Source organism: Methylobacter sp., from assembly GCF_030680395.1.
Classification (GTDB): Bacteria; Pseudomonadota; Gammaproteobacteria; order Methylococcales; family Methylomonadaceae; genus Methylobacter_A.
Map to the genome: position 1 here is coordinate 66,329 of NZ_JAUXVR010000044.1, position 17,274 is coordinate 83,602.

At 50.3% G+C, this 17,274-nt stretch carries 11 protein-coding genes; 6 read left to right on the forward strand and 5 right to left on the reverse strand.

Annotated features, from left to right (window positions below; all coding sequences use genetic code 11):
- Window positions 1–77 precede the first annotated feature (77 nt).
- From narH to Q8L79_RS18140, 4 genes are all read right to left on the reverse strand, one after another.
- Window positions 78–1,664 carry a nitrate reductase subunit beta gene (narH, locus tag Q8L79_RS18125; RefSeq protein ID WP_305274086.1) on the reverse strand — a complete coding sequence of 529 codons (1,587 nt, stop codon included), beginning with the start codon at window positions 1,662–1,664 and terminating at the stop codon, window positions 78–80.
- Window positions 1,664–5,446: a nitrate reductase subunit alpha gene (locus Q8L79_RS18130; protein WP_305274088.1), complete on the reverse strand. Its 3,783-nt coding sequence runs from the start codon at window positions 5,444–5,446 to the stop codon at window positions 1,664–1,666. The genes narH and Q8L79_RS18130 overlap by 1 nt, the downstream gene beginning before the upstream one ends.
- A gap of 53 nt (window positions 5,447–5,499) precedes the next feature.
- Window positions 5,500–5,826, reverse strand: coding sequence for a hypothetical protein (locus Q8L79_RS18135; RefSeq protein ID WP_305274090.1), 327 nt, complete (start codon window positions 5,824–5,826; stop codon window positions 5,500–5,502).
- 61 nt (window positions 5,827–5,887) lie between these two features.
- Window positions 5,888–8,563, reverse strand: a complete 2,676-nt coding sequence (locus Q8L79_RS18140; RefSeq protein ID WP_305274092.1) for an MFS transporter — start codon at window positions 8,561–8,563, stop codon at window positions 5,888–5,890.
- Window positions 8,564–8,825: 262 nt separating this feature from the next.
- Here Q8L79_RS18140 and Q8L79_RS18145 point away from each other — a divergent pair, with 262 nt between their 5' ends.
- The 4 genes from Q8L79_RS18145 to Q8L79_RS18160 all read left to right on the forward strand — a co-directional run bounded on the left by Q8L79_RS18145 (window position 8,826) and on the right by Q8L79_RS18160 (window position 12,360).
- Entirely contained in the window at window positions 8,826–9,209 is a 384-nt protein-coding gene (locus Q8L79_RS18145; protein ID WP_305274094.1) for a response regulator transcription factor, read from the forward strand.
- Window positions 9,206–9,820, forward strand: coding sequence for a chemotaxis protein CheX (locus Q8L79_RS18150; RefSeq protein WP_305274096.1), 615 nt, complete (start codon window positions 9,206–9,208; stop codon window positions 9,818–9,820). Before Q8L79_RS18145 ends, Q8L79_RS18150 begins: the two co-directional genes overlap by 4 nt.
- Window positions 9,817–10,794, forward strand: coding sequence for a GGDEF domain-containing protein (locus tag Q8L79_RS18155; protein ID WP_305274098.1), 978 nt, complete (start codon window positions 9,817–9,819; stop codon window positions 10,792–10,794). Before Q8L79_RS18150 ends, Q8L79_RS18155 begins: the two co-directional genes overlap by 4 nt.
- Before the next feature lie 108 nt (window positions 10,795–10,902).
- A complete protein-coding gene (locus tag Q8L79_RS18160) occupies window positions 10,903–12,360 on the forward strand; it encodes a M48 family metalloprotease (RefSeq protein WP_305274100.1) in 1,458 nt (485 codons plus the stop codon).
- 515 nt (window positions 12,361–12,875) lie between these two features.
- Here the strand turns inward: Q8L79_RS18160 and Q8L79_RS18165 are convergent.
- A complete protein-coding gene (locus tag Q8L79_RS18165; RefSeq protein ID WP_305274102.1) occupies window positions 12,876–15,203 on the reverse strand; it encodes a TonB-dependent receptor in 2,328 nt (775 codons plus the stop codon).
- 217 nt (window positions 15,204–15,420) lie between these two features.
- Here Q8L79_RS18165 and Q8L79_RS18170 point away from each other — a divergent pair, with 217 nt between their 5' ends.
- On the forward strand, window positions 15,421–16,371 hold the full coding sequence (locus tag Q8L79_RS18170) for a ZIP family metal transporter (RefSeq protein WP_305274104.1): 951 nt from the start codon (window positions 15,421–15,423) through the stop codon (window positions 16,369–16,371).
- Between the two features lie 84 nt (window positions 16,372–16,455).
- A complete protein-coding gene (locus tag Q8L79_RS18175; protein ID WP_305274106.1) occupies window positions 16,456–17,163 on the forward strand; it encodes a TMEM165/GDT1 family protein in 708 nt (235 codons plus the stop codon).
- The last annotated feature ends 111 nt before the right edge of the window (window positions 17,164–17,274 follow it).

Below are 17,274 nucleotides of genomic sequence, written 5' to 3' on the forward strand. Positions count from 1 at the left end.
TTCTTACCTTGTCTTTCTTCGTGTTCTTCGTGTCTTCGTGGTGAAATGTTTTTAATTGATAGCTAAAAAACAGACCTTTATTTTGCCGGTTCGACTTTAATCGGAATCTTGATCGGAATGCCGCCGCTACGTTGCGGCTTCTTGTTGCCGCCGAACAGATTGGCGTCATTACTGCCCGTAGAACATCCGCTACCGAAACTGAACCCGCAGCCGCCCTGCTCGCCGTAAGCATCAAAGGTAGAGCTTGCGTATTCGCGATGGCTGCTTGGAATCACAAAACGGTCTTCGTAATTGGCAATCGCCATATAACGGTACATTTCTTCAACCTGCAACTGGGTCAAACCGACGCGTTCCAGTACTTCGGTATTGACTACGTCATCGACGGTAAGGCTGCGCATATAAGCCCGCATCGCCAGCATCCGTTCCAAGCCCAACAAGACCGGTTCTTCCTTGCCCGCTGTCAGTAAGTTGGCCAGATACTGCACCGGAATGCGCAACGAGCGCACGTCGGGAATGTCGCCATCCATGCCGATCTGGTCGTTTTCCGCCGCCGATTGAATCGGCGATAGCGGCGGCACATACCAGACCATCGGCAATGTGCGAAACTCGGGATGCAGCGGAAACGCCACTTTCCAGTCTATCGCCATTTTATAAACCGGCGACTCTTGCGCGGCTGTCAGCCAGGATTCGGGAATGCCTGCTGCCCGCGCCTCCGCTATTACTGTTTCATCGAATGGATCGAGAAAAACATCCAGCTGTTGCTGGTACAAGTCCTGCTCGTTTTCGCAGCTGGCCGCGGCTTCGATACGGTCGGCGTCGTACAGCAGCACGCCCAAATAACGAATCCGCCCGACGCAGGTTTCCGAGCAAACCGTCGGCTCGCCGGCTTCGATGCGCGGATAGCAGAACGTGCATTTTTCCGATTTCCCGGTTTCCCAATTGTAGTAGATTTTTTTGTACGGACAGGCGGAAACACACATCCGCCAGCCGCGGCATTTGTCCTGGTCTATTAAAACAATGCCGTCTTCTTCGCGCTTGTAGATCGAGCCGCTGGGGCAAGCTGCAACGCAGGTCGGGTTAAGGCAGTGTTCGCACAACCTCGGCAAATACATCATGAAGGTGTTTTCAAATTCACCGTACATGTCTTTTTGGATGTTGTCGAAGTTGGTATCGCGCGAACGTGATGAAAATTCGGTGCCCAGAATTTCCTCCCAATTCGGGCCGCCTTCGATTTTCTCCATACGCTCGCCGGTAATCACCGAATACGGACGCGCAGTAGGCGGGTTTTTTGATTCCTTGGCAGTGTGTAAATGCTGGTAATCGAAATCGAACGGTTCGTAATAATCGTCGATTTCCGGCAAATCGGGATTACCGAAAATATTGCGCAATATCTGGCGCTTGTTGCCTTGGCGCGGTTCTATCTTGCCGTTGATTTTACGCACCCAGCCGCCGTTCCATTTGTCCTGGTTTTCCCACTGCTGCGGAAAACCCACCCCCGGCTTGGTTTCGACATTGTTAAACCACGCATATTCGACCCCTTTACGCGAGGTCCAGACGTTTTTGCAGGTAATGGAACAGGTGTGACAGCCGATGCACTTGTCCAGGTTTAGCACCATGCCTATTTGTGCGCGAATATTGCGCGGTCTTTTGCTGGGATTAGTCATTACACTTCCTCCTGCTGACTCGCAGCCTGGCCATCTTGATTGGGCTCGCTGGTTTCGTCCAGCCAATCGACTTTGCTCATCTTGCGCACAATCACAAATTCATCCCGATTGGAACCGACCGTGCCGTAATAGTTAAAGCCGTAACTTAGCTGGGCGTAACCGCCGATCATGTGCGTGGGTTTAAGCGTCGCCCGGGTAACCGAGTTATGGATGCCGCCACGCATACCGGTCATTTCCGAACCCGGCGTATTAACAATCTTTTCCTGAGCGTGATACATCATGCACATGCCTTCCGGGACGCGCTGACTGACGACCGCTCTGGCGACCAGCGCACCGTTGACATTAAAGGCCTCTATCCAATCATTGTCCTTGATGCCGACTTTTGCCGCATCGACTTCGCCCATCCACACAATTGGCCCGCCGCGAGACAAGGTCAGCATCAAAAGGTTGTCGGTATAGGTGCTGTGGATGCCCCATTTCTGGTGAGGTGTGATGAAATTCAATACCAGCTCGTCATTACCGTTGGGCTTTTGTCCCAAGATCGGCGCGATGGAGCGGGTATCGACAGGCGGCTTATAGACGCACAAGGTCTCGCCAAACGCCCGCATCCAGCTGTGATCCTGGTAAAACTGCTGGCGGCCTGTCAGCGTGCGCCAGGGAATCCGCTCGTGGACATTGGTGTAACAGGCGTTGTAACAGACTTGCTCGGATTCCACGCCGCTCCAGGTCGGCGACGAGATGATCTTGCGCGGCTGCGCCTGTACGTCATGAAAACGGATTTTGTCATCTTCGCGCGGCCGTGCCAGATGGGTATGATCCCGCCCGGTGATTTTACTTAAGGCTTCCCAGGCTTTAACCGCGACATGACCGTTGGTTTCAGGCGCCAGCATCAGGATCACTTCGGTCGCATCAATATCGGATTCGATACGCGGCAGGCCTTTACTGATGCCTTCCTCGGTCACCAGCCGGTTCAGTTCGCCCAACTGCTTAACCTCGGTCTCGGTATTCCAACTTATCCCCTTGCCGCCGTTGCCGATTTTGCTCATCAACGGCCCCAGCGAGGTGAACATTTTGTAGGTGTTCGGATAATCGCGCTCGACCACCACCAGCGTCGGCATGGTTTTTCCGGGAATCGGTTCGCATTGCTTTTTCTTCCAATCCTTGACATCGAACGGCTGGGCCAGCTCTGCCGGTGTGTCATGCAGGATCGGCACGGCGACGATGTCTTTTTCCAATCCCAAATGGCCTGCGGTCAATTCCGAGAATTTCTTGGCGATGCCTTTATAGATATCCCAATCGGAACGCGATTCCCAGGCGGGGTCGACCGCCTTCGACAACGGATGGATGAACGGGTGCATGTCCGAAGTGTTCAGGTCGTTTTTCTCGTACCAGGTTGCGGTCGGCAGAATAATGTCCGAATACAAACAGGTTGTGGACATCCGAAAATCCAGCGTGACCAGCAAATCGAGCTTGCCTTCTGCGGCGGTGTCATGCCATTCGACTTCCGAAGGCTTGTCGCCGCCATCGCCTAAGTCTTTGCCCTGCAAGCCGTGTTGCGTACCCAGCAAATACTTCAGGAAGTATTCATGGCCTTTGCCCGAAGATCCCAGTAAATTAGAGCGCCACACAAACATGTTGCGCGGAAAGTTTTGCGGGTTATCCGGGTCTTCACAGGACATTTTTAATTTGCCGCTTTTGAGCGATTTTACGACGTATTCAATCGGGTCTTGTTTAGCTTTTTCAGCATCCCTGACCACTTGCAACGGGTTGGTTTGCAATTGCGGCGCAGACGGCAACCAGCCCATGCGTTCGGATCTGACGTTAAAGTCGATCAAACTGCCTTGCCAGTCTTTCGGCTTTGCCAGCGGCGACAAAATCTCATGAACCTTGAGCTTTTCATAACGCCATTGACTGGTGTGATTGTAGAAAAACGAGGTGCTGTTCATTTGCCGTGGCGGACGCTTCCAGTCCAGACCAAACGCCAGAGGTAACCAGCCGGTTTGCGGACGCAGCTTTTCCTGCCCGACATAATGCGCCCAACCGCCGCCGGACTGCCCGACGCAACCGCACAGCATCAGCATATTCATGATGCCGCGGTAATTCATGTCCATGTGGTACCAGTGGTTGATACCCGCACCCAGAATGACCATCGAGCGGCCCCGGGTTTTTTCGGCGTTTCTCGCAAATTCCCGCGCCACCGCGATCACATTTTTTCGGGTAACGCCGGTGATTTTTTCTTGCCAAGCGGGTGTGTACGGAACATCCTCATCATAAGATGCAGCGACATTGCCGCCGCACCCATTTTTACCGGCGACATCGCCTAGGCCACGATCTATGCCGTAATTGGCCACCAGCAGATCGAAAACCGTGGTCGCCAATACTTCGGTGCCGTCGGCCAAGGTGATTTTCTTGACCGGCACATTGCGCTTTTGAATCGCGTCGTGGGCGGAGTGGGTAAAATGCGGATGTTCGGAGCCGCCAAAATACGGAAAACCGACGCCGGCGACATCGTCTTTAATGTCGTTCAAGCTCAAGCGTAAGCGCACTTCCTGATCGTCTGCGGTTTTTTGTTCGATATTCCAATGTCCGCTTTCACCCCAGCGAAAACCGATAGAACCGCAGGGCGGGACGATCTGGCCGTTGATTTCATCGTAGGCTACCGTTTTCCAGTCAGGGTTATTGTCTTGACCCAGTTGGCCTAAAAAGTCCGAGGCCCTGAAAAACCGGTCTTGCACATAGTAACCGTCCTGCTCTTTCAGCATGACCAGGAACGGCAAATCGGTATTTTCGCGCACATACTGGTTGAAATACGGGCTTTGCCGCTCGACATGAAATTCCTTGAGGATGACATGACCTATCGCCATCGCCAGCGCGGCATCGGTACCTTGTTTGGGATGCAGCCACAGATCGGCGAACTTGCTGGCCTCCGAATAATCGGGACTTACGACCACGACTTTCGCACCTTTATAACGCGCTTCGGTCATAAAATGAGCGTCGGGAGTGCGGGTTTGCGGTACATTCGATCCCCACAGCATCAAGAACCCTGCGTTATACCAGTCGGCCGATTCCGGCACGTCGGTTTGCTCGCCCCAGGTTTGCGGCGATGCCGGCGGCAAATCGCAATACCAGTCGTAAAAACTCATACTGACGCCGCCGATCAGCGACAGATAACGGCTACCGGCCGCATAAGACACCATCGACATGGCCGGGATCGGCGAAAAACCGATAATCCGGTCGGGGCCGAAGGTTTTTACGGTATATATGTTGGCGGCCGCAATAATTTCGTTAACCTCTTCCCATCCGGCGCGAACCAAACCGCCCAAACCGCGTACCGACTTGTATTCTGCCGTTTTAGCAGGGTCTTCGACTATCGAAGCCCAGGCGTCAACAGGGTCTAAAGTCAATCTGGCCTCGCGCCACAAACGAACAAGACGGCCGCGTATCAGCGGATATTTAAGGCGGTTGGCGCTGTATAAATACCAGGAGTAACTTGCACCGCGAGGACAGCCGCGCGGCTCATGGTTGGGTAGGTCGGGACGGGTGCGCGGGTAATCGGTTTGCTGGGTTTCCCAAGTCACCAGCCCGTTTTTAACGTAGATCTTCCAGCTGCAAGAACCGGTGCAATTGACGCCGTGCGTGGAGCGCACGATTTTGTCGTGCTGCCAGCGCGATCGGTAGCTGTTCTCCCAGCTTCGGTCTTCATCGGTCACCACGCCGTGATTACCGGAAAAAGTTTCGGTTTTTTTCTTGAAGAACAGTAAACGATCCAGAAAATGACTCATGGGAATACCTGTGGGTTATTTATTCGGTTTGGGATGCTAAGCCAAGCACACAATTAGTTAGCATTTTTTGGGGGATTTATAAACCGCTCTAATATTGTTATGTGAGATTGCCTGTTATGTTGTTCGCAATACTCCATTAGCACTAATGCTGCTTCCTTGGCTCTCTGACTACCATAATCTTGTCTAATTTTTTCTAAGATAACATTATATTGCATAAGGCTACCGCTACGATTGTAAGACTTTTTTGTATTTAATATGCTATTAAGCCACTTCATCGTCATTCCTGCTGAACTATCGCTCATCCCTTCAGGAACATACTTAACGTTATCCGCTTTAAACGCTTCGTAGCACTCTAAAATCATTTCCTCAGTTATTTCCATCTTAATCCTCAACTATGTAGGTAATATATTTGGCTTGGAGAGAGCAATATACTCTACTAAATTAACAAGGCATTCCCGCATTTTTACGCGCATAAAACCACCAGGTGATGCCAATGCACACCAGATAGAAAGCAATAAAACAATACAACGCCGCATCGGGTGCGCCGGTCATGCTGATCGCCGTCCCGTAACTCTTGGGGATAAAAAATGCGCCGTAAGCGGCAATCGCCGAGCTAAAGCCCAGCACCGCCGCCGCTTCTTTAGCCGCATCTTTTTTGGCGTTGGCAATCGCTTCTCCGCCCTGCCCTTTTGCCGCACACAAGCGTTCGGTCATAAAAATAACCGGAATCATGCGGAAGGTGGAGCCGTTGCCGATGCCGGTGGTGATAAACAGCAGCATGAACATCGCCAGAAAGCCCCAGAAATCGCCGGGATTACCGGCCGAAGGCATAAAATGCAATACGCCGAACACCGCGACTATCATGATCACGAAATTCCACAGCGTCACTTGCGCACCGCCCAACTTGTCGGCCAGCCAACCGCCGACCGGCCTGATCAGCGCGCCGACCAGCGGCCCCAAAAAAGCGTACTGCATCGGGTTGACATCGGGAAACAGGATTTTAATCAACATCGGAAAACCGGCCGCATAGCCGATAAACGAGCCGAACGTGCCGGTATAAAGCCAACACATGAGCCAGTTATGTTTGCGCTTGAAAATAATCGATTGTTCCTTGAATGAGGCCTTGGCGGAGGCAATGTCATTCATGCCGAACCACGCCGCGATACTGGTTGCGATGATAAACGGCACCCAGATAAATCCGGCGTTTTGCAGCCAGATCGACTTGGTGACGCCGCCCTTAACCCATTCTTGAGGCTCGCCGCCCAGCGAACCGAATACACCGGCTGCGATAACCAAAGGCACCACAAACTGCACGGTGCTGACGCCCAAATTGCCTAAACCGGCATTCAAGCCCAGTGCAGTACCTTTTTGGGATTGGGGATAGAAAAAGCTGATATTCGCCATGCTGGACGCAAAGTTGCCGCCGCCGAAACCGCATAACAAGGCTAAGACCACCATTAATACATAAGGCGTTTCGGGATTTTGCACCGCAAAACCTATCCATAAGGACGGCAACAGCAACGAAGCGGTACTGATCGTAGTCCAGCGACGGCCGCCAAAAATCGGCACCATAAACGAGTAGAAAATACGTAAGGTTGCCCCTGACAGGCCTGGCAATGCCGCCAACCAGAACAGCTCGTTGGTGGTGTATTTAAAGCCGATGCTGGGCAGATTAATCACCACGACGCTCCACACCATCCACACTGCAAAAGCCAGCAGCAAGGCCGGAATACTGATCCACAGGTTGCGGGTAGCGATGCGCTTGCCGGTCTTTTCCCAAAAGTCCTGGTCTTCAGGATTCCATTCGGTGAGCACCAGCGGTGCCGGATGACTCAGCTCATGCAAATCTTTGGATATTTTGGCCAGTTCCGGGACGACGCGGCGCTCCATCCGCACTATGGAAAAATGCATCCAGGTCAACGCAATCGCCATCAATACGAATAGCAACATGAAGCAGCTGCTCCAGATGCCGGTCAAGTCGTTCAACATACCGAAAGTCAGCGGCAGCAAGAACCCGCCCAGACCACCGATCATGCCGACCGCGCCGCCGACAGCGCCGACGTTATCGGGATAATAAACCGGAATATGTTTGTACACCGCCGCCTTGCCGAATGACATGAACAGACCCAGCACCGAGACCAACAAGATAAAGCCCATCGGTTGAAGCGCCAGATTAAAGGCCATATCGCCCTTAATGCCGTGTACGATGTAATCGGTAGGCGGGTAAGACAGGAAAAAGGTACAGATCGTGGCGACAATAAATGTCCAGTACATCAACAACCGCGCGCCATAACGGTCGGACAACCAGCCGCCCAACGCACGAAACAGACTGGCAAAAATGGAATAGGCAGCAGCCAGCATACCCGCCGACTTAATATCGAAACCGTATGCGCCGACCAGATAGCGCGGCAACCACAACGCCAAGGCGACAAAAGCACCGAATACGCAGAAGTAATAAAGCGAAAACCGCCAGACCCGCATATCCTTCAACGGCTCCAGTTGCTTTAAAAACGAATCAGGCTTGATGCCGGACTCGCGGCGCCCTTTCAGCATCGGCTCATCATCGGTAACAAACCAGAAGATTACCGCCATCAGCAGCAGAGCTGCCGCCCAGATTTGCGCTACGGCATGCCATCCGAATGCGACCATCACAAAAGGCGCGACAAATTTGGTGACCGCAGCTCCAACATTGCCGAGCCCGAAAATACCTAACGCCGTTCCTTGCTTCTCTTTAGGAAACCAACGCGAAACATAGGCGATGCCCACCGCAAACGAACCGCCGGCGACGCCGATACCGAGTGCTGTCACTAGAAACATCGTATAAGTTTCAACGATGGTCAACAGCATGGTGGCAATAGCCGCCGTCACCATCACCAACAGATAGACGATACGGCCGCCGTACTGATCGCTCCAGATACCCAGCATCAACCGGATTAACGACCCTGAAAGTATCGGCGTGCCGACCAGCAAGCCGAATTCGGTCTCGCTTAGCTGCAAGTCTTTCTGAATTTGCAAACCGATAATGGAAAAGATAGTCCACACTGCAAAGCAGGCGGTGAATGCCACGGTGCTCGCGGTAAGGGCGCGTTTTTGTTGGAAGAAATTAATCTCTGGCATGGTATTTCATCCTTTTTTTATTATTATTAAGTTTATACACTACCATAAAACGTATGGTATTTATCCACCTAAAATATAACTTCCACTTACTTCCTCAAGTTATTTCCTATCCCCATGAAAAATAATGAATAGTTTTATACTCAGCTTATATTTTCATCAGCAAAAAACTGGTAGCCCCCTACAACCCAAGCTATAGAATAGCTTCGCGACTTTTATCTTTTCATGTAGAATATTTCAAGTTTAGCCTTAGTAAAAATCAATCATGCCTGTGGACAGTTCAATAAAAAAACTTTTGATCGTCGATGATAGCAAGGTATCAAGAATGTTAATCCGCACACATATTCTTGCCCAACGCCCCGAATGGGTGATTTCTGAAGCAGTCTGCGGCGAAGACGCTATTGAACTTGTCGATAATGAGCTTCAGGACTATTGCACCATGGATATTAACATGCCGGGGATTCCGGGAACCGATGCAGCAGAGCAGATACTATCCAAATATCCTTCAATGAAAATCGTTATTTTCTCGGCAAACATTCAAGAAACGCATAAAAACCGGGCCCGTTCGTTTGGGTCCATATTAGTTGCAAAACCGGTCACAGAAAAATCAATTGCCCTGACGCTAGACTATTTTACAAATTCCAAATGAGCAATCTCAGCGAAATTCATCTTGATGCTTTGGCTGAAATATTTAGCATCGGCGCAGGTCGCGCAGCATTAAGCCTTAGCGAAATTGTCGGTGACGAAGTACACATTTCCGTCCCCTATGTGCAAGTCATTAACTCACAAGACATAAGTTCGACAACACTGTCATTAAACAGTGGACGTTTTGGTGCGGTAACTCAGTATTTTAGCGGCCCATTTAATGCCGAGGCTGTGCTTTTATTTACCGAAGAGCAAGCCTTAAAAATTGTCGGCGATATGATGGGATCGCAAATGAGCATTGAAGAACTTGCAGAATTTGAGCACGAAGCCATGTGCGAATTGGGCAATATCATTTTGAATGCCTGCCTATCCGCGATGGCTGACATACTCCACTTCACATTGGAAAGCTCCTTACCCAGTTACAGAGTCGCATCAGCCGATGAAATATTACATCGTCTCAAAGACAACTCGAATCAGCCCTATGTTATGGTATTGCATATCGATCTCACCATCGAAAAGCGACATACGACCGGCAATCTCGTGTTCCTGTTAAGCTCCACATCTCTGACTAATCTTGTTATCCATATTAATCAATTCCTTGGTAGTATTTCATGAATACAATCGACACGGGACGTTTTGGCATGGAAGATATATCCAATGCAATTAACCTCGGGTTAATTGTTGTCGATGCCGATAGCAAAGTATTGCTTTGGAACAACTGGATTGCCAAACATAGCGATATTAATGAAACCGACGCCCTTAACCGGCAACTGGAAAACGTGTTTTCAGAGTCTGTGTCGCCCGCATTCCTGACCGCCCTCAAAAATACCCTGACACACCGACTGCCCGTGGTTTTGTCGACGGCCCTGCACCGTACGCCACTGCCTCTGTACGATTCATCCGAAGAAAATCAACAGCAAACCAGGATGTATCAATCGATCACCATCACGCCCATTCAGTCGCAACTGAACGAATCATGCTGCCTCATTCAGGTAACGGATTCCAGCACCTCAATCAAGCGTGAAAAAATACTGCGCTCACACTCGGAAATCCTGAAGATAGAAGCAACAACGGACAGCTTGACTGACATCTGCAATCGCAGATTTTTCGATGCGCATTATGAAATGGCCATCGCCGAGGCAAAGCGGCAAAAACACCCTTTATCCATCTTCATGGTCGATATTGATTTTTTTAAGTCCTATAACGATTATTACGGACATATAGCCGGCGATAATGCAATAAAGCAGGTCGCGAGCGCATTAAAATCGCAACTATCGCGCGCCACCGACATCGTGGCACGTTATGGCGGAGAGGAATTTGTTCTGGTCATGCCGCATTTACCCCAAAAAGTCGCCGAACAATTTGCTGAAAAACTAAGAAGCGCCGTTTTTAATCTGGCAATGCCGCATATAAAATCCCGCCCATTCAATCAGATAACGATTAGCGTCGGTCTTTGCACCGGCATTCCGGAAAACGACGACAACCTGTTAAACAAAGCCGACGCGGCACTTTATCAAGCCAAACTGAAAGGTCGTAACCAGTGTATTTGCCTCCCGCTTTGCGAAACCGGAGAATATCTGGAACAATAGATCCACGTCCGCCTGATAAAACTCAAGATCATAAACCTGACGAAATATGATGATTGAGCCACTAACAGCCCGATTAAACTCAAGTTAAATTTTATTCAGTCTCATCGTATGAAATTCAAACCATCCGCTATTACACTGGCTTTAAGCCTTGCTCTCTTCCCTGTCCCGCAACAGGCCGTTGAGATTACCAAAATCGAGTTGCCTGACATGGGCGATTCTTCCGGCACCCTGATTACGCCCGCCGAAGAAAAAGAGTTTGGCGAAGCATTTTTCCGCAGTCTGCACTCGCAAATTTCCATCAATCAGGATGCCGAAATTCAACAATACATCCAGACTATCGGTGAAAGACTGGCAGCCAATAGCGACACGCCGGGCAACCCGTTCCATTTTTTTGTGGTGCTGGAAAATGACATTAACGCTTTTGCGGGACCTGGCGGCTATATTGGCGTAAATTCCGGATTAATTTTAATCACCGAAGCCGAAAGCGAATTAGCATCGGTTATGGCGCACGAAATTGCCCACGTTACCCAGCGCCATTTGTACCGCGCTTACGAGGCATCCAGTCGCTTATCGATCCCTACTGCCGCCGCAACCCTGGCTGCCATTTTATTGGGCACCCAATCCCCCGCGCTCGGACAGGCTGCCATCGTGGCTATTCAGGCCGGTAACGTTCAGTTTCAAATTGACTTTACTCGCGAAAACGAGGCAGAAGCTGATCGGGTAGGTATGCAAACCTTGGCAGGCTCCCAATATGATCCGCGCAGCATGCCCACTTTTTTCGAGCGCCTACAGCAATCCAGCCGCTATTATGGACAGAATATTCCTGAATTTCTAAGAACTCACCCGGTTACCGCCTCACGTATTTCCGATACCCGCGGCCGCGCTGAAACCTATCCCTATAAACAATATCCCGACTCGCTCGGCTACCAGTTAGCCAAAGCAAAAATCCGGGTGTTAACCGACACTGACAATGCCGAGACGCTTAAATACTTTCAAGCCCGATCAGCTCAAGGCACGATCGAACAACGCACCGTTGCGCGCTACGGACTTGGACTGTGTGCGCTTTACTCGCAAAAATTCACTGAAGCGGAAACAATTTTTCAGCAGTTGAGCAAGGAATACCCAAATCAGGCGCAATACGTCACCGCACTTGCCCGCACGGCACTGGACTCCAAAAATTACAGCACAGCGCTTGCCCGATATAAAAAACTGACCGAGCAATTTCCGGGTAACGAAGCCATTAAGCTCGAATATATTACCTCCCTGCTAAAAGCAGGTAACGCCGGCTTGGCACGGAAAAACTTACTTCTGTTAAAGCCTAAAACCCAGCAACAACCGATTTATTCGCAACTGTTGGCACAAGCTTATAGCGACTTAAATCAACCCGCCGAATCTCATCGTTATCTGGCGGAATATTACTATGCAACGGGGCAAACCAAAGATGCAATCCTGCAAATAAAACTGGCTCAAAAATCAAAAGGCCTTAATTTCCAACTATCCTCTATCCTCAATGAACGGCTCAACTTCTTTAGCAATGAGGAAGAAGAAGCCAGACGCAACCGATGAAACCCTGAACGCTACCTGAACAAGAAGCACTGCCTGCCTGTCATTTTGTTTATTAGCAGCTTCTAAAACTTCGTAATAAACTGTATTTATTACATATTTCCGACGTACTCATATTTTTCACGCTAAACCCCATTTTTAAATAGACAACAGGAGTTCATTTGAATAGAATTCGCACCAGCTTAAGGGAATGAGCTCGGTTTAATTACCGACTAAGAGGGGGAATTTAGTCTTTTAGACTAGCTGATAATAATAATAAAATAAGTGACACTGCTTGGGTCAAGTTGCAAACGACAACTAAATAACAATAATAACAGCACTCAACACGCCCGCTTTATGCGGGCTTTTTATTGCCCAAAAAAAGACAACGGGCGAAAGGCTAAAGGCGCAAGACGAAAAAATCCCTTGCACCTTGCACCTTGCACCTTGCACCTTGCACCTTGCACCTTGCACCTTGCACCTTGCACCTTGCACCTTTCACCTTTCACCTTTCACCTTTCTCCTTTAGCCTTTTTTATCTACATACTCAACCTTACCCCAATCCAGCCCGCTCTTGGCGCCCCGGGCGATACAAAGCGGTTATTATCAAATTGCGGAAATACTTCATCAGCCTGCCCATAAACACCGAAAGAGTTATAGTTCTTGTCGAAAATATTATCGACTTTGCCGAATACCGCAAAATTCTTGGTGACCTTGTATTCCGCCTTTGCGTTAAACAGCCAGTAACCGGCTAACGGTGCAGTGCTATTGGCCTCGTCGCCCCTGAAGTACTTATTGCCGCTGTATATGCCGTCAATGCCCAACGACACGCGCTGCCATAAATCGACCCCCACAGCAGCCTTATAGATATGCTCGGGAATACCCGGAATTCTGTCGCCTTTGCCGACTGCCATCGCCTGAGTCGTATCCAGCGGGTTCTGAATATCAAAACCATCCATAAACCGGGCATTCAAATAGGTATAGTTGGTCGAAAAATGCCAGTCGTCAATACCGCTGAACAACTGCGGATAATTAACGGTCGTGCCCGCTTCTATGCCGTAGCGTCGAGTCTTGCCCACATTGCTGAAATAGCCTTGGCTGATAAGCCCGCTGGAACCATCTCGACGAAAAAGAATATCGTTGTGATTAATAGTATTGAAATAACCAAGGTTCCATTTTAAATCCCCCTTGCCTAGCAGCTCATCCAAATCTCCTCTGAAACCGCCTTCCCAAGTTTTGGCAACCACCTGTTCCAGCGGCGGATCGGCCACAAACGAGTTGGGCAATTTACACGGCGCCGTCGGATCGGCGCAGCTTAATTCCATCGGCGATGGCGCGCGCGCAGACTCGCTGTAGCTGCCGTACACATTCAGGTTATCCCTGATTTGATAAGTCAATCCGGCAGAAGGATTTAGCCGCTCAAAGGTGTGCGACCCGTCCAGGGTTTTTGCACTGTTTACATACTTGTCTTCCATGTTGACATGAATATAGTTGTAACGTCCGGCAATGGTCGCCGTCAGATCATCGGTAATGGAAAAACTGTCGGTCAGGAATACGCCCACCGTCGAAGTATTGGTATGCAAACGGACTCTGGATTCATCGACAAGAATCCCGCTTTGCGTTGTTCCCCGCGTGTCAGTCAGCGAACCCAGCTCGGTGTCCGAGCCGAAATGCACCTCGGCATAGTCATAACTGGTGCCTACGGTCAGGTTGTTTTTATGCTTGAACAAGTCTTTGGCAAACGCCGTCTGCAAAGTGCCGCCACGGCTGCGCATATAGGTTTGGCTGGTGTTGTTGGTTGCGCCTTCAACCGCGTCAGTGGCGGCCACCTGATTGCCATTGATGTCCATAACGGCTTCTTCATCCGGATCGTCCTCGGGGTCTTCACATAAAAACCCTGCATTGCCTCCGAATTCGCAGTCGTCATAATCACTGTTATCGCCATTAAAGGTCCTGATCCGATTCTGCCTGAAATAGGCATTACCGCTCACTTCAATGTCATCAGCCAGATCGTAGCTGCCCGCTAATTCGGAAAAGAACATGCGGGTTACGGTCTGGTCGGGATGGGTAAACACCGCCGCACGGTCTTGCTGCTGCAACTGGACAGGTACGGCGCCATTACCCCGCATCTTATTATCATTGCCGCCCAAGGTCAGGTCTAACGAGCCTTTATCGCCACGCCAGCTCAAGGTGCCGAATGCCTGATCGGCCTTGGTCGGTGAAAAATCCCGCCAACCGTCTTCCTCAAAATGATGCAGGTCTAAAAAATAACCCCACGTACCGTTATTCCAGCCGCTGCTTAACTCCTCGGAATGCCTGCCCCAAGAGCCGCCGTAAGCCTCAATCTCATGCTTGGGCGCCGAAAAACCGGTTTTAGTCTTGATCGATATGGCTCCGCCTAAACTGTTCAGGCCGTAAACCGGGTTAGAGCCCGGATATAACGCCATCGAATCAATCGCGCCTTCGGGAATCAAATCCCAATTGACGGTGTCGCCAAACGGTTCGTTAAAGCGGACACCGTTAACATAGGTCGATAAGCCTTGCGGCAAGCCGAGCAGCGGTGAAGCGACAAAGCCGCGATAGGAAACGTCAGGCTGCAACGGGTTATTTTGCGCTTCATTGATATGTACGCTGCCCAGATAGCGGTTGATGTAATCCGCCAGAGAGATGCTCTGGGCTTTTTCCAGCTGTTCGGAAGAAACGGTTTGGATATTGGCCGGTATCTTAGATGCGGCAACCCCGCTACCCTGCAACGGCGTAACGCCGACAACGTCTATAATACCCAAATCCAGCGGTTTGTCTTTGGCCGACACCGCGCCGGCCGCCGTCAGACTTAACCCGAGTATTGTGCATGTCAATTTTTTCATTCTTCACTCCTGATCAATAATACCGCCATCATAGCCAAACCATTACTCAGGCACTAGACAGCCACCGACAAAAGGAAATATTCCTATGTCACTGGAAAGCGGGCATATGGACGCAGGATGCGCCCCAAGGCAATCCACCACAAACAACCCCAAGCTATGGGTATTTGGTTATAATGCTTGGCGAATATCCCAAAACAAGCTGATGCAGGTAAACCTTATGACTTTAACAACAAAGACTGTAACAAAATTGCAACGCTATTTTGAAGACCAGGTAGACGCCATAAAATCCAGCGAGAACTATCAAAAACTGCTGGCTATGCCGCCGTTACAACGTTGGGCGACAGTGGCGGGATTGTTCCTGTTGTCACAACTGGTGGTGTTCGGCGGTTTATATTTAATTTTCGGACGGATCGTTGTTATCGGTTTTTTTGCCAGCATTCTGGCCGGACTGGCTACAGGTCTTGGCGCCTTACCGGCGCTGTTTTTCAAAGACATCTCCCAAAACCTGTTTAACAGTATGCTCGGCGCTGCTGCCGGTGTCATGCTGGCCGCAACCGCATTCTCCCTGCTGGTGCCCGGCATGGCATACGGCAATCTGATCTGGCCGGGCAAAGGCATTTACATCGTTTCCATAGGCATGTTGATCGGCGCCCTGTTCCTGCATTACGCTGATCGTCAGTTGCCGCATGTACATTTTGAGTCAACTTCCGATACTAATCTGAGTTCGCTAAAAAAAGTCTGGCTGTTCATCATTGCCATCACTATCCATAACTTTCCTGAAGGCATGTCGGTCGGCGTCAGCTTTGGCTCAGGGGAAATGAAAAACGGCGTAGTTCTGGCTATCGCCATCGCCCTGCAAAATATTCCCGAAGGCTTGGCCGTCGCCCTGCCTCTGGTCGGACTGGGCTACAACAAATGGCGAGCTGTGGGCATTGCGACGCTAACAGGTCTGGTGGAACCAGTGGGCGGCTTGCTCGGCATCACCATGGTCACCGTCTTCGAACCCATTCTGCCGATAGCCATGGGCTTTGCCGCCGGTGCCATGCTCTTTGTGATCAGCGAAGAAATTATTCCCGAGACCCACTCCAACGGCCGTTCGCGCTACGCTACATTTGCATTAATGATCGGCTTCATCATTATGATGACCCTGGACAATATGCTGGGTTAATATCCTGCCTATCAATATCGTTGCAGGATCAGTTGTACGTACCTTGCAACGGCGCATGCAGGAAAATCGTTCTCAGGAAACAAAATGGATCATCTTCAAAGCTATTTACAACATCTTCTAGCGTCACTGAGCTCCGCACATCTTTACGAAAATCTTCAAAGCTCTTTACAGCATTTTTTATCGTTGCTGAGCAACGGCAACTTTGGCGAAATATCAGCCACGGCAGCGACCAGTTTTGCCCTGATTGCGGCAGCTGAAATTGGCGATAAAAGCCAGCTGGTATGCATGACGCTGGCATCCCGCCACAGAGCCATGCCGGTTTTGCTGGGCGCCATTTCGGCTTTTGCCTTTTTGAACACCCTCGCCGTTATGTTTGGCATCGCCATTGCCAGCTGGCTACCGGAATACATAGTCGCGACAGTCGTCGCGATCTTGTTCGCCGCCTTCGGTATTCATTCCTTACGCGTAGAAATGGAAGACGAAAATGAGGAAGTTAAGGAAAAAAGCGGTCACGGCATTTTCTTCACCACTTTTTTATTGATTACCGTAGCTGAATTCGGCGACAAGACTCAGTTGGCTGTTGTCGGCTTAAGCAGCACTGCAACGCCTATTGCCGTATGGTTCGGTTCGACAGTCGCACTGGCCTCAACATCCGCCTTGGGCATTCTAGCAGGCCGCACTATTTTGAAAAAAGTCCCGCTGGGATTGTTGCACAAGATCAGCGGGACCATCTTTCTGATGTTATCGGTTTTTGCAGGTTATCGGGCTTATGTCAGCTATATAGGACTGTAGGCAAGAGACGTGAGCATGACTGCATGGACGCAGGAGGTAGAGCACCAACAGTAGCAGTTGCCGAAGAACGGAAGCTTTTCCGGCAGAAACACCACCCCGATTCGCCGGACA

Coding starts and splice junctions, on each gene's coding strand:
- narH (WP_305274086.1), bottom strand. CDS start 1,664: ATGACTAATCCCAGCAAAAGACCGCGCAATATTCGCGCACAAATAGGC.
- Q8L79_RS18130 (WP_305274088.1), bottom strand. CDS start 5,446: ATGAGTCATTTTCTGGATCGTTTACTGTTCTTCAAGAAAAAAACCGAA.
- Q8L79_RS18135 (WP_305274090.1), bottom strand. CDS start 5,826: ATGGAAATAACTGAGGAAATGATTTTAGAGTGCTACGAAGCGTTTAAA.
- Q8L79_RS18140 (WP_305274092.1), bottom strand. CDS start 8,563: ATGCCAGAGATTAATTTCTTCCAACAAAAACGCGCCCTTACCGCGAGC.
- Q8L79_RS18145 (WP_305274094.1), top strand. CDS start 8,826: ATGCCTGTGGACAGTTCAATAAAAAAACTTTTGATCGTCGATGATAGC.
- Q8L79_RS18150 (WP_305274096.1), top strand. CDS start 9,206: ATGAGCAATCTCAGCGAAATTCATCTTGATGCTTTGGCTGAAATATTT.
- Q8L79_RS18155 (WP_305274098.1), top strand. CDS start 9,817: ATGAATACAATCGACACGGGACGTTTTGGCATGGAAGATATATCCAAT.
- Q8L79_RS18160 (WP_305274100.1), top strand. CDS start 10,903: ATGAAATTCAAACCATCCGCTATTACACTGGCTTTAAGCCTTGCTCTC.
- Q8L79_RS18165 (WP_305274102.1), bottom strand. CDS start 15,203: ATGAAAAAATTGACATGCACAATACTCGGGTTAAGTCTGACGGCGGCC.
- Q8L79_RS18170 (WP_305274104.1), top strand. CDS start 15,421: ATGACTTTAACAACAAAGACTGTAACAAAATTGCAACGCTATTTTGAA.
- Q8L79_RS18175 (WP_305274106.1), top strand. CDS start 16,456: ATGGATCATCTTCAAAGCTATTTACAACATCTTCTAGCGTCACTGAGC.